Origin of the sequence: Burkholderia seminalis DSM 23518, from assembly GCF_902832885.1 — a bacterium.
Lineage (GTDB): Bacteria > Pseudomonadota > Gammaproteobacteria > Burkholderiales > Burkholderiaceae > Burkholderia > Burkholderia seminalis.
Window position 1 is genome coordinate 690,550 of the sequence record NZ_CADFDK010000003.1, and the last position, 12,014, is coordinate 702,563.

Genomic DNA, 12,014 nt, shown 5'->3' on the forward strand with positions numbered 1-12,014 from the left:
CGCGCTGGAAGCAGCACTCAGCGCAGCGGCGTACGGACCTTGCCGTCGACCTTCAACGTGCGCCTGTCGCGCGCGGCCTCGTATTCGACCGTCTGCGCGGGCGTGACGGCGCCGTACGACCGTCCGTTCACATAGACGATGCCGTCGCGCAGTTCGATCCGGTCGCCGTTGACCGTCGCGGTGGCGCGGTCGCCCTGCAGCACCGCGCCCGAACACCCGGCGGTGGAGAAGCCGCGGACCGACGCGCCCGGCATCGCCGCGTTCCCGCCCGGGTCCGCCGCATGCGCGGCACTGCACGGCGGCGCATCCATGCCGCCGGCGGCATGGAGCGGCCCGGTACTGATGCCGCATCCGGCAAGCAACCCGATCGTCATCGGCAACAGCTTGTTCATGGTGGCCTCCGTGGTCCGCGAACCTGGATCGATGCCCGGGCACGCGCTCGCCCGTCGCCCGATACGCGCAGTATGCGTCCACGTGCCGGCACACCGCCATCCGCGCCAATACCACTTCTACTCGCCACACATTCGCCTTGACAAGTTGCGATCCGCAACTATTATCGATTGCGATACGCAACCATTTGGGGCAAACCATGGACCTCATCGACGCGCCCGCGAAGCCTCGCGACGCGACCATCCTCGAATTGCGCGACTTCTCCCGCAAGCTGGTGCGCGAGCTCGGCTTCATGCGCGCGACGCTCGCCGACAGCGACTGGGCGCCGTCGGCCGTTCACGCGATCCTCGAGATCGGGATGGCGCCCGGCATCAACGCGAAGGATCTCGGCAACATCCTGCGGCTCGACAAATCGAACACGAGCCGGCAACTCGCGCGGCTCGAGGCGGCCGGTGTCGTGGAGCGCCGCGTATCGAGCGAGGATGCGCGGGCGATCGAGCTGTACCTGACCGCCGAGGGGAAAAAGCTGCAGAAACGAATCGACACGTTCGCGACCGACCAGGTGTCGAATGCGTTGCGTCGCATGATTCCCGCCGACCAGCAGGCGTTGCTGCGCGCCCTCGCGCTGTATGCCGATGCCCTCGCGCAAGACAACGCCGCCAGGGCGCCCGCGACGACCCTCGATGCGCCGCCGATCCGCGAAGGCTACCAACCGGGTTGTATCGGCGACATCGCGAGCCTGCATGCACGCTTCTATGCGGAGCACTGGGGGTTCGGCGTCTTTTTCGAAAAGCGGGTGGCGACCGAGCTGGCCGAGTTCGCGGGCACGTTGCCGGCCGACGGCAAGGCGCTGTGGCTCTGCCAGGAAGACGGGCGGACGCTCGCGTCGCTCGCGATCGACGGCGATCCGGCGACCGGCGTCGCGCACCTGCGCTGGTTCATCGTGAACGACGCGCTGCGCGGGTCCGGCATCGGGCGCCAGATGATGACGCTGGCGATGCGCTTCGTCGACGAGCACCGGTTTCGCGAGACCTACCTGTGGACCTTCAAGGGACTGGATTCGGCACGCCACCTGTACGACGCGTTCGGCTTCACGCTGACCCACGAGTCCGCGGGCACGCACTGGGGCACCGAGGTCGTCGAGCAGCGGTTCAGCCGGCCGGGGCCCGCCGCCAGCTGACGTTCGACGCACCCGATTCACACTGAAGGGCGTCATCACGCTCACCACGACAAAGGACGCTGCCCATGCTCGAACGTCTCGCGGCCCTCGCGCTTTGCGCGGTCGTCACCGCGCCTGCCGCCGTTGCCGCGCAACCCGACGCCGCGACCGGCATCGATCCGATCGACCGGACGATGACGCAGTGCCTGAACGATCCCGAACATGCGTCGACGGCAGGCCAGGACGAATGCGTCGTCGACGCGGGTCGCGCATGGGACGCACGGCTCAACGCGAGCTATCGCGCGCTGCAGGCATCGCTGCCGGCGGCGGACCGGCCCGCGCTGCTGCGCGCCCAACGCGCGTGGCTCGCGCGCCGGGATGCCGACCTGAAGCTGATCGGCGCCGTCTACGCGACGACACGCGGCACGATCTACGCGCCGATGAATGCAAACGACGTGATGGAACTGACACGGCAGCGCGCGCTGTCGCTGCAACGGTTCGAAGCGGATCGCGCGGCGCACGGCTTCAGCCTGGCCACACGCCTGCCGCCCGCGACGGACGACCGTCCCGAACGCGTCGACGCCGTACCGCGACGCGGCGCACGCTTCGAACGGGCGCACTGCGCGGCGCTCGCCGATCTCGACGCAAAGGGCCGCTGCGCGGCGCAGGCCGCGCCGCTGTACCTGCAGGATATCGACGACGTGACGGCCGCGATCGAACGCCGCCTGCCGCGTGCATCGCGCGAAGCGATGCGCGCGTCGTCGCAGAAATGGCGCGCGTTCATCGCCGCCCAGCCGCCGCTGATCGGCGCGCTTTACGCGCCAGCGGATGTTTCCGGCGTGCCGCCGCAGGTTTCGATCGAGATGCGCGATGAAGCCGCCGCGCGCCTGCAGCAACTCGTGTACGCCGAAGACAAGATCGGCGCCGATTGAGGCGGCGGTGCACGGCCGCCGCGTTCTTCAGCGCCAGCGTCGCGGCATGGAGGGCTTCGGCCGTCATCGGGTCGCTGCCGAATTGCTCGGGCAGTTCAGCGGGAATGGCCGGTAGCTCAACCGGCGGGGTCTTCGGTTGACGAGGCTTATTCAATGAGCGCCACCGATACCGGGATCACCCCGGTGGCGCTCGTTCATCGCGATCGGCCCCGAAAAGTCAGCACCGCGTCCCTACCGCTCCCCCAACCCGCTCCACCAACTTCACGAAATCACTCGCCCCCACCGGCAGCGTTGTGCCGACGGCCAGACCTCCTGCGTCGAGAAACACCCTCTTCACGCTCACAGCTCACGCGCTGGCGATGCCTGGGGCGCTGACGTCACAGCGGGCGGCAAGGGACGATTCGCAATCTCCATCGCTTCAGTTCGCGGCACACCGAGCGTCTGCAAAAGGGATGACGCTGCGCGCTCGGCAAAGCCGTTCTGACTGTACCCGATCATGTTCAACATGTCGGTGACGGGCTTCTCGTCTGCATCGAATCGTAATTCGATTGCAATGGCGGTCAGTACCGCGCCGCCGACCGTGACAACGCTCATCAGCGGGTCATTTGCCGAGAATCTCCCGGCGAGGATCCCTTTCTGGATATCCCTCAACAACCGAGGTCCGAGGCCGCGGCTGAGTGCTCGCATCGACAGCCCTTCGCGGAGGAGAAATTGTCCCCAAACCGGTTCACCTCTGGCTCGCAGCAAAGTATGACGCAACGACACCGAAATGATCTCGGCAGGGTCGGTGAGGTTGGCGGCGATGCGGTCCAGGGTATCCGCGAACTCCTCGAACACGATTTCCAGAACCGCGGCATGAATCGCTTCTTTCGATTCGAAGTGGTTATAGAACGAGCCGAACCCCACGTCCGCGGCTTCAGTAATTTCATTGATCGCGACGCCTTCCATCCCCTTTTGCGCCATGAGTACGAAGGCGGCATCCAGCAGGCGCGCCCGCGTCTCGCGCTTTCGACGCGCGCCTCGAGGCTCGCGAACCTCGGGGCCTGACGGCGCTTGCCCGTTCGAGACGGCCGGCGACGGTGTTCTGGTGCGACGGGAAGAAGTGCTGGGCATCGGCGTGCGCGTAGGTTCGATGTTTCGAGTATACGTTCGAACATCAAAATTGACAAAATAATCAGTTATGATTTTAATGTCATCAAAGCAGTCTGCAGCGGCCTGCCTGAAGAATGGGAGACAGAACGGTGGCGGAGACAAAACTGACGTGCGAGTCGGGCGTCCATGAAGGCAACGACACCGCGAGCCGTGCCGGCGGGCGCGACTTGCCGTCGGACGTCGACGTGCTGGTCGTGGGCTGCGGTCCCGTCGGCGCGACGATCGGCGCGTTGCTTGGCCGGGACGACGTGCGCGTGCTTGTCGTCGACAGGGCGGCGGAGATCTTCATGGCGCCGCGTGCGATCGCGCTCGACAACGATGCGCTTCGCATCCTGCAGTACGTCGGGGTGAACGAAGCCGACCTCGATACGGTGGCGATTCCGTACGTCCGGATGCGCTCGCCGTGGTTCGGCGAGTTCGGGCGCATCAATACGCTCGGGAGCATCGATGGCCATCCGAAGCTTGTGACGTTCTATCAACCGGACCTCGAGCGATGCTTGCGTGCCCGACTGACCGCACACCGCACCGCCCGAATGGCGCTCGGTGTGACGCTCGTCTCGCTCGACGAGAACGCCGATCACGTCGCCGCCACGCTCGACAGCGCGCAGGGCGTGCGGCACGTCGTGCGCGCCCGCTACGTCGTCGGTGCCGACGGTGCCAGCTCGATCGTGCGCCAGTTGATCGGACAGGAGTTCAAGGGCAAGACGTTCGCGGAAGACTGGTTGATCGTCGACGCGCGAAACGTGCGCCGACCGATCGACCATGTCGAGTTCCTCTGCGACCACCGGCGGCCGACGCCACATATGACCGCTCCCGGCGGGCGCGAGCGTTGGGAGTTCATGCTCCATCCCGACGAGACGCGAGAGGAGATGGAATCCGACGAACGCATCCGCGAACTGCTCGCACCGTGGGGCGGCATCCAGGACATGGTGATCGAACGCAAGGCCGTGTACCGTTTTCATGCCCGAACCGTCAGGACCTTCAGCAAAGGACGCGTTTTCCTAGCGGGCGACGCCGCCCACATCACTCCGCCGTTCGTCGGCCAGGGGCTCGTCGCCGGCCTGCGCGATGCCGCGAATCTCGGCTGGAAACTGGCGTGGGTCGTCAAAGGCCACGCAACCCCTAAAATTCTGGACTCCTATGATCAGGAACGCCGACCTCACGCCAAGGCAATGATCGGCGTCGCGAAATTCATGGGGAAGCTCGTGATGCCGCGAAATGCCGGGATCGCGTTGTTCACGCACGGTCTGATGCGATTGACGCGGCTCGTTCCGCCGCTACGGAATCACTTCGACGAGCTCGGGATCAAGCCGAAGAATGCGTTCCGCAGAGGCCTGTTCGTCCCCGGCTGCTCGACCACGCGGCTCGTGCGCGGCGCCGTGCTTCCGCAGGGATGGCTGCGCAAGCACGATGGGGCGATCCGCCTGAGCGACGACGTGTTCGGCAGCGGTCTTGCGTTGATCGGATTCGGGCGGGATCCAGACGTCGAACTCGACGCCGGCGCGCGAGCCGCGTTGATTGCGGCGGGTGGTGTCGTGGTGCAAGTCGTGCACCGCGGGCAGCGCCTTCATCGCATCGAGAACGACGGCTGGGAGGACCTGGACGGTACGTTCATGCCGGGTGTCGTGCGGTTTGGCTGGGCGGCCGTGATTCGGCCGGACAAAACGGTCCTGCACGAAGGCCCGGTGGCCAACTCGACCCGCCTCGTTCTCGAATCCCTGCAATTGCTGGGTGCGCGCACCTCCTTGTCGTCGCTATCCGGTCACATTGCCCAGCCGACTTCCTGAGGCCCCCATGAAGCTCACGACTGCACAACCCGCACGGAACCCCCGACCAACGACGAAGGCTCGGGCACTGTCCTATTTGATGTTCGAGCGTCCCGATCTCGAACGGGCCGAACGATTTCTCAACGATTTCGGCCTGCGGACCGTATCCCGTGACGGCGAATATCTGTTCCTCCGGGGCACCGCCGCCACGCCGTTCTGCTACGTCGTCCGGCGCACTGAAAAAAACCGTTTCGTCGGCTTCGGGCTTGAAGTTGACGACATCGACGCACTGCGAAAGCTTGCCCACGTGCCGGGCGCATCGGACGTGGAGCCGTCACCGTGGCCCGGCGGCGGGCATCGAGTCACGCTCGTCGATCCATCGGGTTTTCGTGTTGACGCAGTCGCGGGACAAGCGCGGGCCGGCGCCCTGCCGCACCGGTCGGCGTTACCGTTCAACTCACCCGATTCCATCGTTCGTGTGAACGATACCCAGCGTCCGCCGCCGGAGGTGCCGGAAGTGATTCGCCTCGGTCATGTCGTGCTCGAACTCGCCGACTTCCAGGCGACCTGTGCGTGGTACACGTCTCACTTCGGCTTCATCCCGAGCGACGTTCAGGTGTTGCCTGATGGATCGCCCGCCGTCGCGTTCCTGCGACTCGATCGCGGGGCGATACCCGCGGATCACCATACCCTCGCGTTGGCACAGGGATTCGCAGCGCTCTACAGCCACTCGGCATTCGAGCTGGTTGACGCGGACGCGGTGGGGATCGGGCAGCGTCTGCTGAGCGAAAAAGGATGGACGCACGCATGGGGGATGGGGCGCCACATTCTCGGTAGCCAGGTCTTCGACTATTGGCAGGATCCTTGGGGCGACAAGCACGAACACTATTGCGATGGGGACATGTTCACGGCGGACGTGGCCACGGGCATCCACGAAGTCAGCCGCGAAGCGATGTCGCAGTGGGGCCCCCGGATGCCGCGCAGCTTCACCAAACCGAAGATCACTGCCGCAAGCATCGCATCGCTCATCCGAAACCTCCGGACCAGTCCGGACGTCACCTTCGCGAAGCTGCGCACGCTCGCGAAACTGTTTGCGTGACTTTCATCTTCACTCAGACCTGTTCGAGGCATCTTCATGGCATTGCACGTCTTGCACTATCGGCATCAGGGGCGCGCCCAATGGGGCGTGGTGAGGAATCACCGGATCACACCGATACCGGGCGACTACCCGACGACCGGCGAATTCGTGCGGGCACATCGGATCGATGAACTCGCCGCGCTCGGCGGAGAAACGATTCCCGAGTCGGACGTGGAGTGGCTGTCGCCGGTCACGCACAATCAACAGTTCGTTTGTCAGGGCGCCAACTATCGCCAGCACATGATCGAGTCCGGCATGAATCCGGACGCGAAGTCATTCAACATGATCTTCACGAAGGCGACCAACTGCATCGTCGCCGCCGATTCCGACGTCATCCGGCCGCAACATGTGCAGTTTCTGGATTACGAGATCGAACTGGGGCTCGTGCTTCGCCGCGATATCACGTCCCGGCAAGCCATCACGGAACAGAACCTGCACGAGTACGTGGCCGGCCTCGTGATCGTCAACGACTATTCCGCACGCGATATCCAGATTCCCCAGATGCAGTTTTACAAAGGGAAAAGCTATCGAACGTTCGGGCCGGTGGGGCCGTATCTGTGCCTGCTGGAGGCAAGCGATATCGCACGGCTGCGCACGCTGACGCTGACACTGACCGTGAACGGGGAAGTCCGGCAGAGCGATTCGACCGGGAACCTCGTATACGGTCCAGCCGAAACACTCACCGAGCTTTCGGGTGTTCAGGATCTGAACGCCGGTGACTTGCTTGCAACGGGCACGCCTTCCGGATGCGCGCTCAGCATTCCGTCGCCGGCGAAGCAACGAATTGCCGCGTTGCTGCCCGAGCACGTGAAGTGGCGGATTTTCACGAAGGTTCAGGCCGCGCGTCCGCAGTATCTGAAGGCCGGGGATCTGGTCGAATCACGGATCCGGAGCAGGGACGGGGCGATTGACCTCGGTGTGCAACGCAACCGAATCGTGGACCAGCTCGCATGAACGCCATCGCAACCGAAGCGGACGTGCTGCGGATCGAAAACCAGGGGCCGCCCGCCGACCTCCCGGCCAGCACCTACGAGATGATCGGCCGTGGTGCGACGATCGACCCGACCGCGCCGGCCTTGTCGTTTTTCCTGCGCGCCGACGATCATCGCAAGCCATCGCGCTGGACTTATTCGGAGCTTATGCGGGATATCACCCGGACCGCGAACATGTTTTCGCGCCTGGGCATCGATCGCCACTCGGTGGTTGCCTACGTGCTGCCGAACTTGCCGCAGACGCATTTCGTCATCTGGGGAGGCGAAGCGGCCGGGATCGTATGCGCCATCAATCCGTTGCTGGAGGGGCCGGCAATCGCATCGCTGCTCAAGGCCGCACACGCAAAAGTGCTGGTGACGCTGACGCCCTTTCCGGGAACGGATATCTGGTCGAAGATCCAGCCCATCCTGAGCCAGGTGCCGTCGCTGCAAAGCCTCGTCCTGATCGATCTGGCCGAGCGCGTGCAGGGTTGGCGCCGAATGGCGGCGCGCGTGATGGGGCGCCGCGAATGCAAACGGCTGCACGGGCGCGCGGGTCTGCGCGGCGCCGTTCCGCGCCACATCGCGATCCACGATTTCGACGCTGCGATGGCGCGCGAATCCGGTGATGCGCTGCTGGCCTCACGGCGTTTCGAAGCCGACGACATATCGTCCTACTTCTGCACGGGCGGCACGACGGGATTGCCGAAAATCGCGATTCGCCGGCACGGCAACGAGGTGGCCAATGCCTGGAGCGTCGGGCAGGTCGTCGGTGCCGGGATGGGCCCGGGGAAGACCGTTTTCTGCGGACTACCGCTGTTCCATGTCAATGCCGTGCTGGCAACCGGCCTGGTGCCGTTCTCGCGCGGCGCACATGTGGTGCTCGGTACGCCACAGGGCTATCGCGGCGACGGAGTCGTCAAACGATTCTGGGAAATCGTCGAGCAACACCGGATCAATTTCTTCAGCGCGGTACCGACCTTGTATTCGGCATTGCTCGACGTGCCCGTCGACGGCTGGAATATCGACTCGCTCGAGTATGGGCTCTGCGGTGCCGCGCCGATGCCCGTGGAAGTATTCCGCACGTTCCAGGATCGCACCGGGGTCCGGATCCTCGAAGGTTACGGGCTCACCGAGGGCGCATGCGTAAGCAGCGTCAATCCGCCAGGCGGCGAACGGCGTCTCGGTTCGATCGGTTTGCGCATCCCCGGCCAGATGATGAAGGCGGTGATACTCGACGACGCCGGCCGCTACATGCGCGATTGCGTCGAGAACGAAGTCGGTGTGCTGACGATTTCCGGGCCGAACGTTTTCGCGGGCTATCTTCAGGAAGATCAGAACAAGAGCTTGTGGCTCGATCTCGACGACGGCCGGCAGTGGCTCAACACCGGGGATCTCGCGCGGCGCGATGCGCAGGGCTACTTCTGGCTCACGGGCCGCCGCAAGGAACTCATCATCCGGGGCGGTCACAACATCGATCCGGCGACGATCGAAGAGCCGCTGCACCGCCACCCGGCAGTGCAAATCGCTGCGGCAATCGGACGTCCCGACGTGCATGCAGGCGAGCTGCCCGTCGCGTACGTGCAGTTGAAAGCCGGCGCAACCGCAACCGAGACGGAGCTGGACACATTCATACGCGGCTTGATCGGCGAGCGTGCCGCGCTACCGAAGCGGATTCATATCGTCGAGGCAATGCCGCTCACGGCGGTCGGCAAGATCTTCAAGCCCGAACTCAAACGACGGGAGACGCTCGACGCGCTGATCGCCGCGCTGAACGATGCCGGCATCGAGGGTGCCCGAGTGAGCATGGCGGACGACCCGTCGTGCGGGCTCGCCTTGCATGTGGCGCTGAGCGATCGCGCGCAGATAGCGAAGACCCATACGGTGATGGGTCGCTTCCCGTTTGCCTTTTCGACGTCGGTCGAACCCGAACATCAGTGACTGTCGATTCTCGGAATGCTTGACGTTGGATTAAACAAATATGTTCGGAATCCGAAATTACTGAAAGATCTTTTGATTACCGAAGAAGAACCCGATGCCCTTGGCGTCGCGCTTCATCCGCGCAGGACCCGCCCGCGCGTCACGTCTGGCGCACGGGGATGAAGACAGGTTTCACGATTCCTGAACACAAACACCAAAATCTGGAGACAATCATGAAACGAATGAGCGCAGGAACCGTCGTACTGCTCGCGGCCATCTCTGGCGCGCACGCGCAATCAGCCGGCCAGTGGGTAGTCAATGCCGGCTGGTCGCACTTTGCCCCGCAGGGGTCGGCTGATCCGCTGACCGTCAATGCGCTCGGCCGGTCACAAGTGATGACCGGCAGCGGTGGGGAGATCGCAAGCGGCGATACGTTCGGGCTGACCGCAACGTACTTCTTGACCGACCATATCGCGGCGACGATGGTCATGGGCGTTCCGCCGACATGGCGCCTGAACGGTGCGGGCACGCTCAGCGGTATCGGGGAACTGGGCACTGCACGCGCGTGGAGTCCCGCGATCCTCTTCAACTACTATTTCGGCCAGCCGAATGCGCGGTTCAGGCCGTATCTGGGCGCCGGCGTCACCTATACGTGGTTCAGCAACATCAAGCTGAGCAATCCTGTCTCCACCGGGCAGATCTATTTTTCGCCGACCGCTGGGACAGCGCTCGAGGGGCCGACGTCCGTGTCGCTCAGCAAGTCCTTTGCGCCCGTCGTCAGCGGCGGCCTGACCTACAACATCGACTCTCGCTGGTCGATCAACGCGTCGGTGGCGTATTCGTGGGTATCGACACGCGCCACGCTGACGACCCGGTCGTCCGTCGGCACGGTCACGAGCACCAGCAAATTCCGGGTCAATCCGATCGTGACGTTCCTTTCGGTCGGATACCGCTTCTGATCGCGGGCGACGTCGGCGGCCGAACGCGTGCTCCGGTCGGTACCGGCCTTACCCGACTTCACATTGCGGAACACGGCGGCCTTGTCGCTGTGGAACGCCCCAGATTTGCCGTGCCATTCGATGTACGCTCGTGTCGCTTCGAAGTAGCCGAAGGTCGATTCGGTTTGCGTAAAGTGCAACATCGTCAGCCGGCTCGTCGCGTCGTCGACGTACACCAGCAGCGTGCAGGCCGGCGCCCGTTCCTCGCACCATCGATGATCGCAGCCGTCGATCTGGATCAACGCCCCCAGGCACCCGCCGATAGCCGCTCGGGATTGGACACTTTCTCCCCTCGCACTGGACTCGGCGACTGCATATTGAGCCGCCCCATCATCATCTTGCCAGGCAAGGTCGAGCTCTTTAGGACGTCGCCTCACGCGCAAGCAAGTCCTGCCGCGCCGCGCGCCAGTCAGAGCAGCTGCGGCGTGCCGGCCCAGACCAGCACGGCTTCGTCGTCGCGCGTGTTGGTCCAGAGATGCGGAATTGTCGATTCATAGTGCGCGCTGTCGCCTGCGCCGAGCACGAACGATTTGCCTTCGAGCGTGATCGTCACTTCACCACTGAGCACATGCACGAATTCCTCGCATGCGTGCGTGGTCACTTTGCTTGGTCGCTCGCCGGGCGGCATGCGCACGAGAATCGCTTCGAGTTGGCGGCCGCCCGACTGATTCGACAGGCGCGCGAGCAGATCGGCTGAACCGGCGAAGGCGAAGTACTGCAAATCCTTATGGCGGCGCACACGGCCTTCCTCGGTCGGCGTATCGACGAAATAGCTGACGGACACGCCCAGCGCTTTCGCGATGCTCGCGAGCGAAGTGATCGACGGGCTGGCGTGATCTCGCTCGACCTGAGAAAGAAAGGATTTCGAAAGATGTGAGACGATCGCGATGTCATCCAGCGTGCGGCCCTGGCGCTGGCGCAGCGATCGGATCTTGCTTCCGACGGAGACGACGCTCCGAGTTTCGACGGGTTTCGATGCCATGACCAGCCTCATTTCTTCGGTGACCGTATCGCCGCTTAACGCGTTGCCGTCCACCGATACCGACCGCCCTCAGTTAGTCGGGCCTAGTGCGACCATGCATCCGTTTGCTCGCCCAGCAACAACCTCCGCGCCAGGGCCAGCGCCTCGTCTTTCGTCGCAACCGTGAGCATGGGATAGCCCCAAAATTTTTCGTAGACCAGAGCGAACGCCTTGGCCGCCAGTCGCTTGGCGGTATTCGGTTCGATGTAGATCCCTGCCTTGACGAAGGTTCGCAATTCGCTCTTGTGGCGTTTCATCCAAAGCGAGGTTTGCTTCCTTTCTTCCGGCGAATGTTCGTGTTCGCCTTGATCAAGCCCCTCGTCGTTGAGTAAAACGAAAACTTCCTTCCGTGCGAGCAATCCCTCGAACTCGGCAAAAGGCGAGGCTGCGGGGTCGGTGCCTGGCGCGTTCAGCCGCATCCAGACCAAGGGGAACTTCGAGGCGTCAATCAACATGCCAATACTCCTTCGGCGCTTCACGGGAAATAGCTGGCGGCCCTACCTCGTCAAGAAAATGGGATACCCCTCCGGACCGGAAGCGCAATAGCCCTGGCGAGCAGAACGACCA

General features: G+C 64.0%; 11 protein-coding genes and 2 pseudogenes. 7 read left to right on the top strand and 6 right to left on the bottom strand.

The annotated features are described in order from the left end of the window. Positions 1-17 precede the first annotated feature (17 nt). Complete coding sequence (locus tag HWX00_RS13655; RefSeq protein WP_034191936.1) at positions 18-392, bottom strand: hypothetical protein; 375 nt, start codon at positions 390-392, stop codon at positions 18-20. Positions 393-589: 197 nt separating this feature from the next. On the opposite strand from HWX00_RS13655, the gene HWX00_RS13660 reads away from it, so the two are divergent. After that, positions 590-1,570: a bifunctional helix-turn-helix transcriptional regulator/GNAT family N-acetyltransferase gene (locus tag HWX00_RS13660; protein ID WP_049036727.1), complete on the top strand. Its 981-nt coding sequence runs from the start codon at positions 590-592 to the stop codon at positions 1,568-1,570. Between the two features lie 65 nt (positions 1,571-1,635). Continuing rightward, positions 1,636-2,481 (top strand): lysozyme inhibitor LprI family protein, encoded by an 846-nt coding sequence (locus HWX00_RS13665; RefSeq protein WP_059562349.1) that lies wholly within the window; start codon positions 1,636-1,638, stop codon positions 2,479-2,481. A gap of 19 nt (positions 2,482-2,500) precedes the next feature. Here the strand turns inward: HWX00_RS13665 and HWX00_RS13670 are convergent. Both HWX00_RS13670 and HWX00_RS13675 read right to left on the bottom strand, forming a co-directional pair. Further along, positions 2,501-2,635, bottom strand: a pseudogene (locus HWX00_RS13670) (IS256 family transposase); the annotation flags it as partial. 185 nt (positions 2,636-2,820) lie between these two features. After that, entirely contained in the window at positions 2,821-3,594 is a 774-nt protein-coding gene (locus tag HWX00_RS13675; RefSeq protein WP_049036729.1) for a TetR/AcrR family transcriptional regulator, read from the bottom strand. Between the two features lie 113 nt (positions 3,595-3,707). Here HWX00_RS13675 and HWX00_RS13680 point away from each other — a divergent pair, with 113 nt between their 5' ends. The 5 genes from HWX00_RS13680 (at position 3,708) to HWX00_RS13700 (ending at position 10,387) form a co-directional block, all read left to right on the top strand. Beyond that, positions 3,708-5,420, top strand: coding sequence for a bifunctional 3-(3-hydroxy-phenyl)propionate/3-hydroxycinnamic acid hydroxylase (locus HWX00_RS13680; RefSeq protein WP_175026853.1), 1,713 nt, complete (start codon positions 3,708-3,710; stop codon positions 5,418-5,420). Between the two features lie 7 nt (positions 5,421-5,427). Then, entirely contained in the window at positions 5,428-6,498 is a 1,071-nt protein-coding gene (locus tag HWX00_RS13685) for a VOC family protein (RefSeq protein ID WP_175026854.1), read from the top strand. A 36-nt stretch (positions 6,499-6,534) separates the two neighbouring features. Next, entirely contained in the window at positions 6,535-7,491 is a 957-nt protein-coding gene (locus tag HWX00_RS13690; protein ID WP_175026855.1) for a fumarylacetoacetate hydrolase family protein, read from the top strand. Continuing rightward, positions 7,488-9,449 (top strand): acyl-CoA synthetase, encoded by a 1,962-nt coding sequence (locus tag HWX00_RS13695; RefSeq protein WP_175026856.1) that lies wholly within the window; start codon positions 7,488-7,490, stop codon positions 9,447-9,449. Before HWX00_RS13690 ends, HWX00_RS13695 begins: the two co-directional genes overlap by 4 nt. 212 nt (positions 9,450-9,661) lie before the next feature. Further along, positions 9,662-10,387: an OmpW/AlkL family protein gene (locus HWX00_RS13700; RefSeq protein WP_049036737.1), complete on the top strand. Its 726-nt coding sequence runs from the start codon at positions 9,662-9,664 to the stop codon at positions 10,385-10,387. 23 nt (positions 10,388-10,410) lie between these two features. Here HWX00_RS13700 and HWX00_RS36805 read toward each other — a convergent pair. The 3 genes and pseudogenes from HWX00_RS36805 to HWX00_RS13710 all read right to left on the bottom strand — a co-directional run. Then, positions 10,411-10,680 (bottom strand): annotated as a pseudogene (locus HWX00_RS36805) (ISNCY family transposase); the annotation flags it as partial. 155 nt (positions 10,681-10,835) lie between these two features. Next, positions 10,836-11,408, bottom strand: a complete 573-nt coding sequence (locus HWX00_RS13705; RefSeq protein ID WP_034191944.1) for a cupin domain-containing protein — start codon at positions 11,406-11,408, stop codon at positions 10,836-10,838. A gap of 83 nt (positions 11,409-11,491) precedes the next feature. Continuing rightward, a complete protein-coding gene (locus HWX00_RS13710) occupies positions 11,492-11,902 on the bottom strand; it encodes a hypothetical protein (RefSeq protein WP_049036741.1) in 411 nt (136 codons plus the stop codon). Between the last annotated feature and the right edge of the window lie 112 nt (positions 11,903-12,014).